General features: G+C 64.6%; 15 protein-coding genes. 14 read left to right on the top strand and 1 reads right to left on the bottom strand.

The window, feature by feature from the left end; translation table 11 throughout:
* The first annotated feature begins 59 nt into the window (after positions 1-59).
* The 12 genes from U5782_RS08015 to U5782_RS08070 all read left to right on the top strand — a co-directional run bounded on the left by U5782_RS08015 (position 60) and on the right by U5782_RS08070 (position 13,623).
* On the top strand, positions 60-689 hold the full coding sequence (locus U5782_RS08015; protein ID WP_322043288.1) for a tetratricopeptide repeat protein: 630 nt from the start codon (positions 60-62) through the stop codon (positions 687-689).
* Positions 690-750: 61 nt separating this feature from the next.
* On the top strand, positions 751-1,896 hold the full coding sequence (gene bamB, locus U5782_RS08020; RefSeq protein WP_322043289.1) for an outer membrane protein assembly factor BamB: 1,146 nt from the start codon (positions 751-753) through the stop codon (positions 1,894-1,896).
* A 445-nt stretch (positions 1,897-2,341) separates the two neighbouring features.
* The gene (der, locus tag U5782_RS08025; RefSeq protein ID WP_322043290.1) at positions 2,342-3,679 is read left to right on the top strand and encodes a ribosome biogenesis GTPase Der; all 1,338 of its coding nucleotides are present in this window, start codon (positions 2,342-2,344) and stop codon (positions 3,677-3,679) included.
* A 164-nt stretch (positions 3,680-3,843) separates the two neighbouring features.
* Positions 3,844-4,080: an RNA chaperone Hfq gene (hfq, locus tag U5782_RS08030; RefSeq protein ID WP_027814901.1), complete on the top strand. Its 237-nt coding sequence runs from the start codon at positions 3,844-3,846 to the stop codon at positions 4,078-4,080.
* A gap of 74 nt (positions 4,081-4,154) precedes the next feature.
* Complete coding sequence (gene hflX / locus U5782_RS08035) at positions 4,155-5,327, top strand: GTPase HflX (RefSeq protein ID WP_415914269.1); 1,173 nt, start codon at positions 4,155-4,157, stop codon at positions 5,325-5,327.
* 91 nt (positions 5,328-5,418) lie between these two features.
* Positions 5,419-6,882, top strand: coding sequence for an FtsH protease activity modulator HflK (hflK, locus tag U5782_RS08040; RefSeq protein ID WP_322043291.1), 1,464 nt, complete (start codon positions 5,419-5,421; stop codon positions 6,880-6,882).
* 11 nt (positions 6,883-6,893) lie between these two features.
* A complete protein-coding gene (locus tag U5782_RS08045; RefSeq protein ID WP_322043292.1) occupies positions 6,894-7,793 on the top strand; it encodes a protease modulator HflC in 900 nt (299 codons plus the stop codon).
* Between the two features lie 44 nt (positions 7,794-7,837).
* Entirely contained in the window at positions 7,838-8,029 is a 192-nt protein-coding gene (locus U5782_RS08050) for a DUF2065 domain-containing protein (RefSeq protein ID WP_322043293.1), read from the top strand.
* Positions 8,030-8,149: 120 nt separating this feature from the next.
* Positions 8,150-9,304, top strand: a complete 1,155-nt coding sequence (locus U5782_RS08055; RefSeq protein WP_322043294.1) for an ATP phosphoribosyltransferase regulatory subunit — start codon at positions 8,150-8,152, stop codon at positions 9,302-9,304.
* 180 nt (positions 9,305-9,484) lie between these two features.
* The gene (locus U5782_RS08060; protein ID WP_322043295.1) at positions 9,485-10,831 is read left to right on the top strand and encodes an adenylosuccinate synthase; all 1,347 of its coding nucleotides are present in this window, start codon (positions 9,485-9,487) and stop codon (positions 10,829-10,831) included.
* Positions 10,832-10,854: 23 nt separating this feature from the next.
* Positions 10,855-11,427, top strand: coding sequence for a phosphoribosyltransferase (locus U5782_RS08065; RefSeq protein ID WP_322043296.1), 573 nt, complete (start codon positions 10,855-10,857; stop codon positions 11,425-11,427).
* A gap of 309 nt (positions 11,428-11,736) precedes the next feature.
* Positions 11,737-13,623: a potassium transporter Kup gene (locus tag U5782_RS08070; RefSeq protein ID WP_322043297.1), complete on the top strand. Its 1,887-nt coding sequence runs from the start codon at positions 11,737-11,739 to the stop codon at positions 13,621-13,623.
* 126 nt (positions 13,624-13,749) lie between these two features.
* On the opposite strand, the gene U5782_RS08075 is transcribed toward U5782_RS08070, so the two are convergent.
* The gene (locus U5782_RS08075) at positions 13,750-16,092 is read right to left on the bottom strand and encodes a Tex family protein (protein WP_322043298.1); all 2,343 of its coding nucleotides are present in this window, start codon (positions 16,090-16,092) and stop codon (positions 13,750-13,752) included.
* A 42-nt stretch (positions 16,093-16,134) separates the two neighbouring features.
* Here U5782_RS08075 and U5782_RS08080 point away from each other — a divergent pair, with 42 nt between their 5' ends.
* Positions 16,135-17,289 (top strand): hypothetical protein, encoded by a 1,155-nt coding sequence (locus tag U5782_RS08080; RefSeq protein ID WP_415914284.1) that lies wholly within the window; start codon positions 16,135-16,137, stop codon positions 17,287-17,289.
* Between the two features lie 80 nt (positions 17,290-17,369).
* The gene (locus tag U5782_RS08085) at positions 17,370-17,603 is read left to right on the top strand and encodes a DUF465 domain-containing protein (RefSeq protein ID WP_322043299.1); all 234 of its coding nucleotides are present in this window, start codon (positions 17,370-17,372) and stop codon (positions 17,601-17,603) included.
* The last annotated feature ends 39 nt before the right edge of the window (positions 17,604-17,642 follow it).

Here is a 17,642-nt window from a genome sequence, read left to right on the forward strand (position 1 = left end):
CGCATCCCGTGCGGCATGCCCGAAAACAGGCTTCAAAATAAACGAGGAATCGCTACGCGATGAGTTACCACGACGAACAGGAATCGATCGAGAGTTTCAAGGCCTGGTGGACGCAGTGGGGCAACGCGACCACCTGGGTCGTGCTGATCGTTCTGCTCGCGCTCGCTGCGTGGAACGGCTGGAACTTCTGGCAGCGCCGTCAGGCGGCCGAAGCGGCCGTGTTGTACGACCAGGTCCAGCAGGCTGCCGCAGGCAGCGACAAGGCCATGCTCACGCGTGTCGCGACCGACATGGAAGATCGCTTCGGCGGTACCGCGTACGCGCAGATGAGCGCACTCACGGTCGCGAAATCGCTCTATCTGGCGGGCGACACGACGGGCGCGAAAGCGCAGCTGCAATGGGCCGCGGATCACGCCAAGGACGAGGAGTTCCGCCAGATCGCGAAGCTGCGTCTCGCGTCGGTGCTGCTCGACGAAAAGGCCTACGACCAGGGCCTCGCGCTGATTCCGCAACCCGATGCGGGTCCGTTCAAGGGTGTCGTGGCCGATGGCCGCGGCGACCTGCTCGCAGCAGCCGGCAAGCGTGACGATGCACGCTCGGCCTACAAGCTCGCGCTCGACAGCCTGCCGAAGACCGACGCATCGGAGCGTCAGCTGGTCCAGTTCAAGCTCGACGCGCTGGGCGGCTAACGCGCTGCCGGCATCGATCGCAAAGCCATTCAAATCAACTCCATTCATGCTTCGTTCACCGATGAATCTGCTGAAACGTACCGTTGTGCCTGTCGCCTGCGCGATGACCGTCCTTGCACTGGCGGCTTGCTCGTCGACGAAGGACGAGCGCCGCGTACCGGTGCCGCTGACCGAGTTCAAGCCGGCGCTGGATGTCCAGCAGGTGTGGAAGTCGAGCGTCGGCAAGGCCGGCCGCTATCTGTTCTCGCCGGTCGCCGTGGGCGATTCCGTGTACGCAGCGGGTGAGAACGGTTCGGTCGCGAAGTTCGACGCGCAAACGGGCAAGGAAGTCTGGCGCACCAAGCTCAAGGACGACCTGTCGGCGGGCGTGGGCAGCGACGGCAACCTCACGGCTGTTGGCGGCCTGAAGGGCGACGTCTACGTGCTCGATTCGAACGGCAAGCTCTCGTGGCAAGCCAAGGCGCCGGGCGAAGTTATCTCCCCGCCGCTGGTCGGCAACGGTCTCGTGATTGTGCGTACCATCGACGGTCAGATCGTCGCGTTCAATGCGCAGACGGGCGAGCAGAAGTGGGCCTACCGTAACCGCGCCGTGCCGTTGAATCTGCGTGTCTCGGCCGGTATGACCTTCGCAGGCGACCAGGCCGTACTCGCGGGCTTCCCGGGTGGCGCGTTCTCGGCGATCAACCTGCAAAGCGGCGACGCGTTCTGGGAAACGCCGGTTTCGTATCCGAAGGGCGTGACGGAAGTCGAACGTATCAACGACGTGAGCGGTCCGCCCACGCTGATCGGCGCGACGACCTGCGCCGTGACGTTCCAGGGCCAGCTTGGCTGCTTCGACGCGAACTCGGGCCGTCCGATGTGGGAGAAGCCGTTCTCGAGCACGAGCGGTATCGCCCAGGACGACAACACGGTGGTCGGCGGCGACGACTGGTCGGTCGTGAAGGCGTACAGCGTCTCGACGGGCCAGCAGACCTGGAGCACCGACAAGCTCAAGAACCGCGACGTCAGCGTGCCGGCCGTACTGGGTCACGCGGTAGCGGTGGGCGACTATCAGGGCTACGTGCACTTCCTCTCGCTCGACGACGGCAGCTTCGTCTCGCGCGTGAAGACCGACGGCAGCCCGATTACGGCGGCGCCTGTGCTGGCTGGCAATACGCTGGTCGTACAGACGAAGGACGGCGACCTGTACGGTCTGCGTCCGCGCTAAAACGCGCGACGGTGCCGGGCGGCAAGCCGCCGGGTGCCGTGTCGAGGGGCCGCGCCTGCGGGCAGCGGCCTCTTGTGTTTTGTGGCGTGCCCATTTGAGGCGTGCCAGCGGGATCGGGTCGAGGTGCTCCCGGAGCCCAGGCACTTTATGAGACAGCGGACGGTACGAGGCTCGCGCCCCACGTTCCAACTGGATACCCAGGCCTTTGCAGATGCTTTGCATTGGCCGCCGGCCAAGGCCGGTGCCGACGATCGGCAAGATCGGCGCGAAAGACGCGATCGGCCTCTGGCCGCCCAAAGCGGCCCCGACAGCCCTAACAGTCGGGCGCAAGGCCCGATTCGTGATAATTTGCAACTATTGCAGCATCTGCGGGCATCCATAGCAGACGCTTGCCGCGCAGCGTGCCGGGCTTTCCGGTGCCGCGCCTTACCGTAGAAAAGATCAGATGAAACCCGTAATCGCCCTCGTCGGGCGCCCCAATGTGGGGAAATCCACGCTCTTCAACCGGCTCACGCGTTCGCGCGATGCGCTGGTGGCCGATTTGCCCGGTCTCACGCGCGACCGCCACTATGGCGAAGGGCGCACGGGCGATCGCGCTTATCTGGTCGTCGATACCGGCGGCTTCGAGCCGGTCGCCAAGGACGGCATCCTGCACGAGATGGCGCGACAGACGCGTCAGGCCGTTGAGGAAGCCGATATCGTCGTCTTCATTTGCGACGGCCGTAATGGCCTCGCGCCGCAGGACAAGCACATTGCGGACTACCTGCGCAAGACCGGCCGGCCGATCTTCCTCGTGGTCAACAAGGCCGAGGGCATGAAGTACAGCGCCGTGGCCGCCGACTTCTACGAACTCGGTCTGGGCGACCCGCGCGCGATTTCTGCCGCGCACGGTGACGGCGTCACGGAAATGATCAACGAGGCGCTCGACCTGGCTTACGCCGATCGTCCCGAAGAAGAGGAAGACGACGCCAGGAAGCACGGCATCAAGATCGCGATCGTGGGCCGTCCGAACGTCGGCAAGTCCACGCTCGTCAATACGCTGATCGGCGAAGACCGCGTGATCGCGTTCGACATGCCGGGCACGACGCGCGATTCGATCTACGTCGACTTCGAACGCGGCGGCAAGAAGTACACGCTCATCGACACGGCTGGCCTGCGCCGCCGCGGCAAGGTGTTCGAAGCCATCGAGAAGTTCTCGGTGGTCAAGACGCTTCAGTCGATCGCCGACGCCAACGTCGTGATTCTGCTGCTCGACGCGCACCAGGAAATCTCCGACCAGGACGCGCATATCGCCGGCTTCGTGGTGGAGCAGGGGCGTGCGCTGGTGGTGGGCGTGAACAAGTGGGACGGCATGGACGACCATGCGCGCGAACGCACCAAGCATCACCTGCAACGCAAGCTGAAGTTCCTCGAATTCGCCAAGTTCCACTTCATTTCGGCGACCGAGAAGTTCGGCATCGGTGCACTGATGCGCTCGGTGGACGACGCCTACGCCGCCGCAATGGCCAAGCTGCCGACGCCGCGTCTCACGCGCGCGCTGATCGAAGCGGTGGAATTCCAGCAGCCGCGTCGCCGCGGTCCTGTGCGTCCGAAGCTGCGCTATGCGCACCAGGGGGGACAGAACCCGCCGATTATCGTGATCCACGGCAATGCGCTCGACGCGATCACGGAAACCTACAAACGCTATCTGGAAAACCGTTTCCGGGAAACTTTCTCCCTGACGGGGACTCCATTGCGCATAGAGTTTCGTTCTACGACGAACCCCTACGCTGAAAAAAGCTGAGCTACGTTCGCTACCGCGCTTAAAGGCGCTGCCGGGCCGTCTGGCCGGGCAGCCGCTTGCGGCGCGGGGTAACGAGAATCAGCTATAGTGTAGCGATTGCCGCCGGATCTCTTTTTCTTCGGCGGCAATTTAAGTTAAACCTGCAAAAAAATACGGAGTTTGCTATGAGCAACAAAGGGCAACTGTTACAAGACCCGTTTCTGAACGCGCTGCGCAAGGAGCACGTGCCTGTTTCGATCTACCTGGTCAACGGCATCAAGCTTCAGGGGAACATTGAATCGTTCGACCAGTACGTCGTGTTGCTCCGTAATACGGTTACGCAAATGGTTTACAAGCACGCCATTTCCACGGTGGTCCCGGCCCGTCCGGTGAACTTCCACCCGGACTCGGAAGCGTCCTGACCCATGACGCGGCCGGTCCGGGGCGCCTCGCAGGCGTTTCCTGACCGGCCGTTTCCATTTTGATACCTGCTAATTTGATCAACGCCGCACTTGTCGGCATCGACTTCGGCAAGACCGACTTCGAAGCCAGCCTCGAAGAACTCAGCCTGCTCGCCAAAAGCGCGGGCGCCCATCCTGCTGTCACGCTCACCGGGCGACGCTCCAGCCCCGACGCCGCCATGTTCATCGGCAGCGGCAAGGCCGAGGAACTCCGTCTCGCCTGCGTAGCGAACGACATTGAAATCGTCATCTTCAACCACGCTCTGACGCCCGGCCAGCAACGCAATCTGGAACGTGCGCTCGGTTGTCGCGTGGTGGACCGCACGAGCCTCATTCTCGACATCTTCGCGCAGCGCGCGCGCAGCCACGAAGGCAAGCTGCAGGTCGAACTCGCCCAACTCCAATATCTCGCTACGCGCCTCGTGCGCGCCTGGACTCACCTTGAGCGCCAGAAGGGCGGTATCGGTCTGCGCGGTCCCGGCGAAACGCAGCTTGAAACCGACCGCCGCCTGATCGGCGAGCGCATCAAGATGCTGCAAGGCAAGCTCGCCAAGCTGCACCGTCAGCACGGCACGCAGCGCCGTCAGCGCGAACGCACGCGCACGATGTCGGTGTCGCTCGTCGGTTATACGAACGCGGGCAAGTCCACGCTGTTCAATGCGCTCACGAAGGCGCAGGCTTATGCGGCCGACCAGTTGTTCGCGACGCTCGACACGACTTCACGGCGCGTGTGGCTCGGCGATCAGGTCGGCCAGATCGTGCTGTCCGATACCGTGGGTTTCATCCGCGAATTGCCTCACCAACTGGTCGCGGCCTTCCGTGCAACGCTTCAGGAAACGATCCAGGCCGATCTGCTGTTGCACGTGGTGGATGCGTCGAGCGCAGTGCGTCTCGACCAGATCGACCAGGTGAATGAGGTGCTCAACGAGATCGGCGCCGATACGATCCGCCAGGTGCTGGTGATCAACAAGATCGACGCGGTGCCCGAACTGGCGGCCCGAGGCGGGACGGTCGAGCGTGACGAATATGGTAATATTTCGCGCGTCTTTTTGAGCGCGCGCACGGGCGTCGGACTGGATGCGCTGCGCGCCGCCATCGCCGAAATCGCAACGGCCGATCCGCTCGCCGAGCCGTCGCAGCCCCACGCCGCCGCTGACTGGAACGCGGTGCCGCACGAACCCAGCAGGGAACCCGAGCACGGTCTCTGAACCGGATCCGGCCGCGCCCGGCGTCGCCTTCATGGCGCGCGGGCGCACTCCACGCACATGACCCGCTGTCTACTCTGGTGAACGAACACAGGTGAACGATTACAACAAGCGGACTGGCTGGCGCGCGCGTGCCATTTTCTCGCTGAACGACCCGCGATGGGGCCGTGGCGAGGGCAATGGCCAGCGCAACGACGACGCGCGGCGTCCGTCGGGCAATAACGGCAACGACGGCGGCAAGGGCGACGGCCCCCCCGATCTCGACGAAATGTGGCGCGATTTCAATCGCCGCCTGTCGTCGTTTTTCGGCAAGAAGGGCAAGGGTCCCGGCGGCCTCGGCCCGCGTCCGGACAACGGCCACGGCGCCCGCATCGGCGTGGGCATAGTGCTGGGTGTGCTGATCGCCATCTATGTGGGCAGCGGCGTGTTCGTCGTTCAGGATGGCCAGGCCGGCGTCGTGCTGCAATTCGGCCAGTATCGTCATACCGTCGGCCCCGGCGTGCATTGGCGTCTGCCGTTCCCGTTCCAGGCGCATGACGTCGTCAACGTCGGCCAGATCCGCAGCGTCGAGATCGGCCGCAACAATCTCGTGCGTCCGTCGAACGTGAAGGACGCGTCCGTGATCACGCACGATGGCGACATTCTCGATGTGCGCCTGATCGTGCAGTACCAGGTCAAGCAGCCGACCGATTTCCTGTTCCGCAGCGTCGATCCCGACCTCACCGTGAGCCAGGCCGCGCAAGCCGCCGTGCGCGCGGTGGTGGGTGCGCACAGCACCAACGATCTCCTTTACGCGGATCGCGAGCCGATCCGCGCGCAACTCGCCGACTCCATCCAGCACGCGCTCGACACGTACAAGACCGGGCTGGGCGTGGTGGGCGTGACGATCCAGAGCGTCGCGGCGCCGGATCGCGTGCAGGCCGCTTTCGACGACGAGGCGAAGGCACACCAGGACCGCGAACGCGCGAAGCGTGACGCCCAGGCCTACGCCGATCAACTGCTGCCGCGCGCACAGGCCGACGGAGCACGCCTGATCGACGACGCCAAGGCCTATAGCGACCGCGTGGTCGCGCAGGCGCAGGGCGACGCCCAGCGCTTCAACAGCGTCTACGAGCAGTACGCGAAGGCTCCGGCCGTGATTCGCGAGCGCATGTACCTGGACACGATGCAGCACATCTACTCGAATACGACGAAGGTGTTCGTCGACAGCAAGTCGGGCAACAACGTGATTTATCTGCCGCTCGACAAGATCGTCGACGCGACGCGTCAACGTGCCGCTGCTGCTGCGGCTTCGGGCGCAAGCGCGCCTGCAGCCAATGGTGCGCCGGATGCGAGTGCCAGCGCCGCCGCTGCAACGTCCGCGAACGCCGACGCGCAGCAGCAGAACGCGCAGCCGCAAAACACGCAGCCGCAAAACCCGCAGTCGGGTGCGCAGGCGCAAGCCACGACTTCCGCGGCTCCCGCGCCTTCGGCCAGCGACGCCGCGCAGGCCGCAAGCGACGCCTTCCGCTCGCGCGACGGTTTCCGTTCGCGCGGTCGTGAAGACGACGTGCAATAAGGGGCGCCGATATGAACAAGATCATTGCGTTCGTCGTCGCCTTCGTGGTGGTGGTGCTCGTGGCTTCGTCGGCGGTGTTCGTCGTCGATCCGCGTCATGTGGCCGTGGTGTCGTCCTCGGGCGGCGCCAAGGCCTCGCTTGCCGAGCCGGGCCTGCATGTGAAGCTGCCGCCGCCGTTCCAGACCGCGACGTTCCTCGACACCCGCATCCAGGCGTTCGATGCGCCTGACGCCGACCGTTACACGACCTCCGACAAGACCGAGCTGCTCGTGAACCCGGTCGTGCGCTATCGCATCGGCGAGCCGCTCAAGCTGTTCGCGGCTACCAAGGGCGACCCGCAGACGCTCGCCGACCGGCTCGCTTCGCTTTCGCGCGATGCGCTGTCCGACGCGTTCTCGAAGGTCACGCTCTCCGATGCGCTCGCGCAGCAGGAAGCCATCGCCAGCCGGGCGCGTGACGAGCTCAAGACCGCTGCCGCGCCGCTCGGTATCGACGTGATCGATATCGAACTCACGCGCATCGACTATCCGGCCGAACTCGCCGACGTGGTCTACAAGCGCATGAGCGCCGCACGCGAGCAGGCCGCTGCCGACGAACGTGCCAAGGGCGCGGCCGAAGCCCAGCAGATCAAGGACGACGCGGAGCGCAAGCAGCAGGGCGCGGTCGCGGACGCGTACAGCCAGGCGCAGGCCATCAAGGGCGACGGCGACGGCCGTGCCGCCTCCATTGCTGCGCAGGCGTTCGGTCGCGATCCGGACTTCTATCGCTTCTACCAGAGCATGCAGGCTTATCGCGAGAGCTTTAAGCCGGGCGACGTGGTCGTGGTCGATTCGTCGAGCGACTTCTTCCGCTTCATGCGCGGCCCGAATGGCGACGCGCCGACGGCTCCCGCCGCGCCGCGCAAACACTAAACGAGACACAGGCGTCGCGCGCGTGCGCGACGCATCTTCATCGCATGAACATAGCCGGCTCCCTGTTGCTCGCGATCGCATTGATGCTGATTATCGAGGGCATGTTCCCGTTCGTCTTCCCGACGGCGTGGCGTGACACTTTCCGTAGAATTGCGGAACGGCCGCCGCATCACATCCGCATCGGTGGACTGATCGTGATGGGGCTCGGTCTCGTGTTGTTGATGCTCGCCACCTGAATTCAAGGCGTGCGCCGCGAGGCGTGCGCCGTTTCTATCGTCCGGCCCGCGCGGGGCGTGTGCTCGCGCGCGCGTTCATGGCGCTTTTAGCGCGGCCCTAATCGTCGTAGGACTCACCCGATGTCGACCTGGTTACTTCCCGAGAATATCGCCGATGTGCTGCCGTCCGAGGCGCGCAAGATCGAAGAGCTGCGCCGCCGCCTGCTTGACCGCTTCCGCGCTTACGGCTACGAAATGGTCATGCCGCCGCTGCTCGAATACCTCGAGTCGTTACTGGTGGGCAGCGGTCGCGATCTGAATCTGCGTACCTTCAAGCTCGTCGATCAGATGTCGGGCCGTACCCTCGGTCTGCGCGCAGACATGACGCCGCAGGTCGCGCGTATCGACGCGCATCTGTTGAACCGTCAGGGTGTGACGCGCCTGTGCTATGCGGGCAATGTGCTGCACACGCGTCCGCGCGGCCTGCACGCCACGCGTGAGCAGATCCAGATCGGCGCGGAAATCTATGGCCACGCCGGCCTCGAAGCGGACCTCGAAATCCAGCAATTGCTGCTCGACGCGCTGCGTCTCGCGGGTCTCACGAAGGTTCGCCTCGACCTCTCGCACGCGGGCGTGCTCGCGGCGCTGTTCGAAGCCGATCCGGCCGCCGCCGCGCTCGGCGACGCGTTGTATGAAGCGCTCGCCGGCAAGGACGTGCCGCGTCTGGCCGAACTCACGGCGAACCTGCAACCGGTGACGCGTGACGCGCTGCGCGCGCTGCCGTCGCTTTACGGCGACGCAAGCGTGATCGAAGCAGCCCGCCAACGCCTGCCGGCGCTGCCTGGCATCGCACGCGCGCTCGATGATCTCGCGTTCCTGATGAGCGAGATCGAGGGCGCGGAGTTGATGCTCGACCTCGCGGATCTGGGCGGTTACGCGTACCACAGCGGCGTGATGTTCTCGGCCTACGTGGACGGCGTGCCGAACGCGGTGGCGCGTGGCGGCCGTTACGACAAGGTGGGCGAGGCCTACGGCCGTGCGCGCGCGGCGACCGGCTTTTCGCTCGATCTGCGCGAAGTGGCCCGTATTTCGCCGGTGGAAGCGCGCAGCACCGCGATTCTCGCGCCGTGGCGCCACGACGAGGCGCTGCGTGCGGCCGTCGCAGCGCTGCGCGACGCCGGCGAGGTGGTGATCCAGGCGCTGCCGGGCCACGAGCACGATATGGACGAATTCGCTTGCGACCGCGTGCTCGTCGAGCGCGACGGCGCGTGGGTGATCGAGGCGCGCGGCGCCTGACATGTCCGCCGTGCGGCGTGACCCGATGCGGCCGAACGGCGCGGGAAGGGCGCTCTGAACCCGGGGCGCCGACCCGCATGCCGTTGAGCGCAAAAGGAAATTCCGCGAATTTCGGGAAAAAATGGCGGGCTCGCCGCCGAACCCAGGTAGAATACGTTTTTAACCAGCTAACGAAACACCATGTCTGCCAGCGCAGTGAATGTAACCCCGGGACGCAACGTCGTCGTCGTGGGCACCCAATGGGGCGATGAGGGCAAGGGCAAGATCGTCGACTGGCTGACGGACCACGCGCAAGGCGTGGTGCGTTTCCAGGGCGGTCACAATGCCGGCCATACGCTCATCATCGGCGGCAAGAAGACCATTCTCCGACTGATCCCGTCGGGCATCATGCGCGCCGGCGTCGCCTGCTACATCGGCAACGGCGTGGTGCTGTCGCCCGAAGCCCTGTTCAAGGAAATCGGCGAACTCGAAGAAGCGGGTATCGACGTCCAGAAGCGCCTCTTCATCTCCGAAGCGACCACCCTCATCCTGCCGTACCACATCGCCATCGACCAGGCGCGCGAAGCCAAGCGCGGCGCCGCGAAGATCGGTACGACCGGCCGCGGTATCGGCCCGGCTTACGAAGACAAGGTGGCGCGCCGCGGTCTGCGCGTGCAGGACCTGTTCGAGCCGGAAAACTTCGCTGCTCGTCTGCGCGAAAACCTCGACTACCACAACTTCGTGCTCACGCAGTACCTGGGCGCACCGGCAGTCGATTATCAGCAGACGCTCGACACGATGCTCTCGTACGCCGACCGTCTGAAGCCGATGGTAACGGACGTTTCGCGTCGTCTTTATGACGTGAACAACGAAGGCAGCAACCTGCTGTTCGAAGGCGCGCAAGGCACGCTGCTCGACATCGACCACGGCACCTATCCGTTCGTCACGTCGAGCAACTGCGTCGCGGGTGCCGCTTCGGCAGGCGCTGGCGTTGGTCCGCAGAAGCTCAGCTACGTGCTCGGCATCACCAAGGCGTACTGCACGCGCGTCGGTTCGGGCCCGTTCCCGAGCGAACTGTACGACGCCGACAACGCCGATCGCCAGGAAGAAGTAGGCCTCACGCTCGCGAAGGTCGGCAAGGAATTCGGTTCGGTCACGGGCCGTCCGCGCCGCACTGGCTGGCTCGACGCCGCCGCGCTGCGCCGCTCGATCCAGATCAACGGCGTGACGGGCCTGTGCATCACCAAGCTCGACGTGCTGGACGGTCTCGACGAAGTGAAGCTTTGCGTCGGCTACAAGGTCGACGGCAAGGACGTGGATATTCTGCCGCGCGGCGCTTCGCAGGTCGCAGCGTGCGAGCCGGTCTACGAAACGTTCGAAGGCTGGAAGGAAAGCACGATCGGCGTCACGCAATTCGACGCACTGCCCAAGAGCGCGCAGGCATACCTCACGCGCGTGCAGGAAGTCGCTGGCGTGCCGATCGACATGGTGTCGACCGGTCCGGATCGCGACGAAACGATCCTGCTGCGTCACCCGTTCAAGGTCTAAGTAGCAAGAAGGCAGAAGCAAACATGATTCAAATGATGGACCCGCGCAACGACGATAAGCATCTGTGGGTCGGCTGGGATGAGTACCACCGTCTGATCGAACTGCTCGCGCTCAAGGTGCACGAGTCGCGCTGGAAGTTCGACCAGATCCTGTGCCTCGCACGCGGCGGTCTGCGCGTGGGCGACCAGCTTTCGCGCATCTACGATCTGCCGTTGGCGATCCTTGCAACCAGCTCGTACCGCGAAGCCGCGGGCACGGAGCAGGGCGACCTCGACATCGCGCAGTACATCACGATGACGCGCGGTGAACTCTCTGGCAACGTGCTGCTGGTCGACGATCTGGTCGATTCGGGCGTCACGCTCGCTCGTGTGCAGGAGCACCTCAAGTCGCGCTATCCGGCCGTCACGGGCGTGCGTTCCGCGGTGCTCTGGTACAAGGGCTGCTCGAAGGTGACGCCGGACTATTTCGTCCAGCATCTGCCGACGAATCCGTGGATCCACCAGCCGTTCGAGGAGTGGGACACGGTGCGCCCGCACAACCTGGGTGCATGGATCAAGCGCGGCCTCCAGCAGGCCAAGCAGGATTCGCAACAATAAGCATGGCCCCTGATCGCCAGCAGCGCTGCGTGCGCTGCTTCGGTGATCGGGAGTGGAACGGAGCCTCACGAGGCTCCGTTTTTTTATGCGCGAAGCCTTTACACGTCGGCGTTTCGCTCGCAATCGCGACGCGCCTGGCGCTTACCGGCGACGCAACCGGGCAGACGCTGTCAAACGCCAATGCTAAACTGCGCGGGTCCGGATTCGTCGCGGGGTCGCAACGGACGGCCAGCGGCCACTCTGGGTTTCGGCCCCAAGCCGGTTTAGAATAGCGCTCGTTTTTTCCGCCTCAAACGGATCTCCGCGTATATGACAACTAACACGCACGTGGCAAAGCAGCCGCTACCCACACTCGCCGTAGCGGCCATCGGCGTGGTGTTCGGCGACATCGGCACGAGTCCGCTGTATTCGCTCAAAGAAGCGTTCAGTCCGGCGCACGGCATTCCCCTCAACGACACATCGATCCTCGGCGTCATCTCCCTGCTGTTCTGGGCGATCGTGATCGTCGTCAGCGTCAAATACGTGCTGTTCGTGATGCGCGCCGACAATAACGGCGAGGGCGGTGTGCTGGCGCTCATGGCGCTCGCGATGCGGTCCTTCGATCGCAGAAGCCGTGCCGCTGTGGTGCTCACGGCGCTTGGCATCTTTGGCGCCTGCATGTTCTACGGCGACGCCGTGATCACACCGGCGATCTCCGTGATGTCGGCGGTCGAGGGGCTCGAACTCGCCGCGCCCAAGCTCACGCATCTGGTCCTGCCGATTACGATGGTGATCCTGGTCGCGCTGTTCTGGATCCAGCGTCACGGCACCTCGCTTGTCGGCCGCCTGTTCGGACCGATCATGGTGCTGTGGTTCGTGACGATCGCCGTATTGGGCGTTTCGCGCATCGTGCAGCAGCCGGGCGTGATCGCGGCGCTCAATCCCTACTACGCCATCACCTTCATGGGCGCGCACCTGCTCCAGGCCTACGTGGTGCTCGGCTCGGTCGTGCTGGTGCTGACCGGCGCGGAAGCGCTCTACGCCGACATGGGCCACTTCGGCGCGAAGCCGATCCGCTGCGCCTGGTATTCGCTCGTGATGCCGTCGCTCGTGCTGAACTATTTCGGTCAGGGCGCGCTGCTGATGCAGGACCATAGCGCAATCGAAAATCCGTTCTTCCTGCTCGCACCGCAATGGGCGCTGCTGCCGCTCGTCGTGCTCTCGACGGTCGCGACGGTGATCGCCTCGCAGGCCGTGATTTCCGGCGCGTACTCGCTCACGAGCCAGGCCATCTTGCTCGGCTACGTGCCGCGCATGAAGGTGCTGCATACGTCCGATCTCGCCATCGGCCAGATCTATGTGCCGGTCGTGAACTGGATGCTGCTCTTCATCATTTTGTGCATCGTGGTGGCGTTCAAGAGTTCGGACAATCTCGCCGCGGCCTACGGTATCGCCGTGACGGCGACGATGGTGATCACCACGGTGCTCGTCGCTGTCGTGATGACGAAGGTCTGGAAGTGGAACAAGGCGCTGGTCGCCGCCATCATCTCGGTGCTGCTGGTCGTCGATCTGGGCTTCTTCGGCGCGAACCTGCTGAAGGTCGAAGAGGGCGGCTGGCTGCCGCTTGGCATCGGCGCGCTGCTGTTCTTCCTGCTGATGACCTGGTTCAAGGGGCGCATGATCGTGAAGGAGCGCACCGCCGCCGACGGTATCCCGCTCATGCCTTTCCTGCAGGGTCTGCTTGCGCATCCGCCGCATCGCGTCTCGGGTACGGCGATCTACCTCACGGGCAGCGATACGCTCGTGCCGGTGAGCTTGCTGCACAACCTGAAGCACAACAAGGTGCTGCACGAGCGCACGATTTTCCTCACGTTCAAGATTCGCGATATTCCCTACGTGCCCAATTCCGAGCGCGTGACGGTCAAGGATATCGGCGGTGGCTTGTACCTCGTGAAGGCCGATTACGGCTTCAACGAGACGCCCGATGTGAAGGCCGTGCTCGAAGAAGTGGGCCGCACGCAGGGGCTGATGTTCGAGATGATGGACACGTCTTTCTTCCTGGCACGCGAGACCGTGGTGCCGACGCAGTTGCCCGGCATGTCGATTTTCCGCGAGCGCGTGTTTGCGTGGATGCACCAGAACGCCGCGAAGCCCACGGACTTCTTCAGCATTCCGGCCAATCGGGTGGTGGAGCTGGGGACGAAGATCGAGATTTGACGAGCTGTTCCGGCTTATGCCGGAGCAAGATGCAAAAAAGGCGCCGCGAGGCGCCTTTTTTCGTTGTGTGCGCAACGTGAGCCCGAAGGCTCACGTGCTTCGCGTAGCGTTCGTGCCGCTCGCGCCTTAGCGCTTGAGCTTCGCGAACGCCGCCGCCATCGCACCGGCCGGCTCCGCATCGCGCGAACGCTGGCCGCCGCGGTTGGCGTTGCCGCCACGATCGTTGCGATCGCGATTGCCGCTGCCCGCACCGCCGCCACTGCGCTGCGCGGCGCTTGCCGGGTCGTCGTCCATGCGCATCGTGAGCGCAATGCGCTGACGCTTCACATCGACGTCGAGCACCTTCACCTTCACGACCTGGCCGGCCTTGACGACTTCGTGCGGGTCCTTGATGAACTTAGTGGACAGCGCCGAGACGTGCACGAGACCGTCCTGATGCACGCCCACGTCGATGAACGCGCCGAACGCGGCCACGTTGGTCACGACGCCTTCGAGCACCATGCCCGGCACGAGATCCGACACCTTCTCGACGCCTTCGCGGAAAGTCGCGGTCTTGAATTCCGGGCGCGGATCGCGGCCCGGTTTTTCGAGTTCCGAGAGAATGTCGCGCACGGTCGGCAGACCGAAGCGTTCATCGACGAACTCGGTGGGCGCGAGACCCGAGAGCGCTTCGCGATTGCCGAGCACGTCGCCGATGGTGCGCTTGATCTTCGCGAGCATGCGCTCGACGACCGGATACGCTTCCGGGTGCACCGACGAGCGATCGAGCGGATTCTCGCCGCTATTGATGCGCAGGAAGCCCGCAGCCTGTTCGAAGGTCTTGTCGCCCAGACGCGGCACCTTTTTCAGATGTTCGCGCGAGGGGAAGGGGCCGTTCGAATCGCGATAATCGACGATATTACGTGCGAGCGTCGCGTTCAGACCCGACACGCGCGCGAGCAGCGCGACCGACGCCGTGTTCGCATCGACACCCACCGCGTTCACGCAGTCCTCGACGACCGCATCGAGCGAGCGCGCGAGTTCGCGCTGGTTCACGTCGTGCTGATACTGGCCGACGCCGATGGCCTTCGGCTCGATCTTCACGAGCTCGGCGAGCGGATCTTGCAGACGGCGCGCGATCGACACGGCGCCGCGCAGCGAGACGTCCATGTCGGGGAATTCCTTGGCCGCCAGTTCGGACGCCGAATAAACCGATGCACCGGCTTCGGACACCACGATCTTCTGCAGCTTCAGTTCCGGATGCTTCGCGATCAGTTCACTCGCGAGCTTGTCGGTTTCGCGCGAAGCCGTGCCGTTGCCGATGCTGATCAGCTCCGCTTGCGTCTGCGCGGCGATACGCGCGAGCTTGGCCAGCGAGCCGTCCCAGTCGCGGCGCGGCTCGTGCGGGTAGATCGTGTCGGTCGCGAGCACCTTGCCGGTGCGATCGACCACGGCCACCTTCACACCCGTGCGCAGACCCGGGTCGAGGCCGATCACAGCCTTCGGGCCAGCCGGTGCGGCCAGCAGCAGGTCTTTGAGGTTGCGTGCGAACACGCGGATCGCCTCGGCTTCGGCCTGTTCGCGCAGGTTGGTCAGTAGTTCGTTTTCGAGATGCGGCTGTACCTTCACGCGCCAGCTCCAGCGGCACACGTCGGACAGCCACTTGTCGGCCGGGCGGCCTTGATTGGCGATGTTGAAGTGACGCGCGATATGCGCTTCGCCCGGATGCGGCGTTTGCGTATCGAGCTCGCCGCCCAGGCCCAGCTTGACCATCAGCACGCCGGCGTTACGGCCGCGGAACAGCGCGAGCGCGCGGTGCGACGGCACGGTCTTGATGGTTTCGGAGTAGTCGTAGTAGTCGCGGAACTTCTCGCCTTCCTCGTTCTCCTTGCCCTCGACCACGCTCGACATCACCATGCCCTGGTTGTGCAACCAGTCGCGCAGCTTGCCCAGCAGTTCGGCAGTTTCGCCAAACTGCTCGGACAGGATGTCGCGCGCGCCATCGAGCGCGGCCTTCACGTCGGCGACGCCCTTTTCGGCGTCCACGTATTGCGCGGCTTCCGTTTGCGGATCGAGCAGCGGGTTGGCGAGCAGCGCGTCGGCGAGCGGTTGCAGGCCGGCTTCGCGCGCGATCTGCGCGCGCGTGCGGCGCTTGGGCTTGTACGGCAGATACAGGTCTTCGAGCACCTGTTTGCTGTCGGCGATCTCGATGGCGTGGCGCAGTTCGTCGGTGAGCTTGCCTTGTTCTTCGATGCTCGCGAGGATCGTGGCACGGCGCTCTTCGAGTTCGCGCAGATAGAGCAGCCGCTCTTCGAGCGTGCGCAGTTGCGTATCGTCGAGATTGCCCGTGACTTCCTTACGGTATCGGGCGATGAACGGAACGGTCGCTCCTTCGTCGAGAAGCTGGACGGCGGCCGCCACCTGACGCGGCTGAACGGTCAGTTCGCTGGCGATACGCTGGACAATCTTGAGTGCTACGGTTTCCGTCATAGGGTCTGGATATTCCTGCGAGGATCGGTTTGCGGTCCGGATCTGGATTCCGGCAGCCGGGGGGACAGGTCCGCGAGAGCGCGCCCGCCGGCCAGTGGAGCGGGGCATTTTGCCATAAATGGCGGAGCGCTCAACTCGGGGGGTGTTAGAATTTGCGGCATGTTCCGCTGCCCTCAGAAGACGTTGATCCCATTGCCCTTGTTACCCGTCCAGCCCGGCGCGCGCGAACGCGCGGCATGGCGGACTCCCGCCCGCGCGGCGGTTTGTGCCGTCGCCTTGCTGGCTGCGGCGAGCGTTCCGGCCCTCGCGCAAGAAGCGGCGGCCTCCGGGGTGGTATCCGGCGTTGACTCCGCGGCAAGTGGCGCGCAAGCCGTGCGCCCGGCTGCCGGTGCTGCGGCGCCGCTCGCGGCTTCGGGCGCGCAGGACAGCGCGAGTCAGAACGAAGCCGTTCAAAACGACTTCAGTGCGCGCCAGAAAGTGCTGGATCGGCGCTCGGCAGAAAACAACTATCAGTACGGCGTGGCGCAGCATAACTGCTACGACACGTTTTTCGTGAATCACTGTCTGAGCAAGGCGCGCGACGCGATGCGCGTGGTGCAGGCAGATATTCGCCGCGAGCAGCTGGCGCTCGACGAAGAGCAGCGCGCCGACAACGCGCGCCGCCGCGACGAACAGGCCGCGTTGCAACGCGCGCGCGATCAGGCCGATGCGCCGCAGCGCGCCGCCAACGAGGCGCAGAGCGCGCAGGCGTTCGAGGACAAGCAGCGGCAGCATGCGCTCGATCAGGCGCAGCGCCAGGCGGAAGCGCCGCAGCGCGCGGCGAACGAGCAGGCGTTCCAGCAGAAGCAACGCCAGCACGCGCTGGATCAGGCGCAGCGCGAAGGTGCGCAGGCGCAGTCGCAGCGCTCGGCCAATCAGGCCGCCTACGACAAGAAGCAGTCGGATTACCAGAAGCAGCTGGATCAGGCTCGTGCCCAAGGTCAGCAACAGGCGCAGGAACGCGCCGACAAGGCACAACGCTTCCAGCAGAAGCAGGAAGACGCGGCGAAGCATAAGGCTGACGTGGAAGCGCGTCAGAAGCAGGCGGCTGAGAAGGCACAACAGCAGCAGCAACAAAAGCAGCAGCAGGAACAGCAACAGCAGCAACTCAAGCAGCAACAGCAGCAACTCAAGCAGCAACAGCAGCAGAACCAGTAACACCACGCTTTTCAGCCAGACAGCAACCTCGGGCGCGTGGCCTTCGCAAGGCGCGCGCTCATCGTAACGAGGAGGCGAGCATGCGCGAGCAACGTGAAGTCAAGAGCGAGGTCCTTCGTGACCGTATTCTGCAACTGGAATCGGAACACGGTGACCTCGACCGTCTGATCGACCGGATGTGCGAGACGTCGGACTTCGACGATCTCGAACTCCAGAAGCTGAAGCGGCGCAAGCTCAAGCTGAAAGACAACATCATCCTGCTGCAATTGCAGCTGGACCCCGATTTACCGAAGACCTCGAACGGCCACGCCTGATTCCGGGTCCCGGCAGGCGCCGGGGCGCGGCAGCAATCG

Origin of the sequence: Paraburkholderia sp. J67 (assembly GCF_905220265.1) — a bacterium.
Lineage (GTDB): Bacteria > Pseudomonadota > Gammaproteobacteria > Burkholderiales > Burkholderiaceae > Paraburkholderia.

Bases quoted from the DNA above. Each gene is read 5' to 3' on its own strand.
- U5782_RS08075 (WP_322043298.1), bottom strand. From the start codon at position 16,092: ATGACGGAAACCGTAGCACTCAAGATTGTCCAGCGTATCGCCAGCGAA.
- U5782_RS08055 (WP_322043294.1), top strand. From the start codon at position 8,150: ATGTCGACCTGGTTACTTCCCGAGAATATCGCCGATGTGCTGCCGTCC.
- U5782_RS08045 (WP_322043292.1), top strand. From the start codon at position 6,894: ATGAACAAGATCATTGCGTTCGTCGTCGCCTTCGTGGTGGTGGTGCTC.
- der (WP_322043290.1), top strand. From the start codon at position 2,342: ATGAAACCCGTAATCGCCCTCGTCGGGCGCCCCAATGTGGGGAAATCC.
- U5782_RS08015 (WP_322043288.1), top strand. From the start codon at position 60: ATGAGTTACCACGACGAACAGGAATCGATCGAGAGTTTCAAGGCCTGG.
- U5782_RS08050 (WP_322043293.1), top strand. From the start codon at position 7,838: ATGAACATAGCCGGCTCCCTGTTGCTCGCGATCGCATTGATGCTGATT.
- U5782_RS08070 (WP_322043297.1), top strand. From the start codon at position 11,737: ATGACAACTAACACGCACGTGGCAAAGCAGCCGCTACCCACACTCGCC.
- U5782_RS08065 (WP_322043296.1), top strand. From the start codon at position 10,855: ATGATTCAAATGATGGACCCGCGCAACGACGATAAGCATCTGTGGGTC.
- bamB (WP_322043289.1), top strand. From the start codon at position 751: ATGAATCTGCTGAAACGTACCGTTGTGCCTGTCGCCTGCGCGATGACC.
- U5782_RS08085 (WP_322043299.1), top strand. From the start codon at position 17,370: ATGCGCGAGCAACGTGAAGTCAAGAGCGAGGTCCTTCGTGACCGTATT.
- hfq (WP_027814901.1), top strand. From the start codon at position 3,844: ATGAGCAACAAAGGGCAACTGTTACAAGACCCGTTTCTGAACGCGCTG.
- U5782_RS08060 (WP_322043295.1), top strand. From the start codon at position 9,485: ATGTCTGCCAGCGCAGTGAATGTAACCCCGGGACGCAACGTCGTCGTC.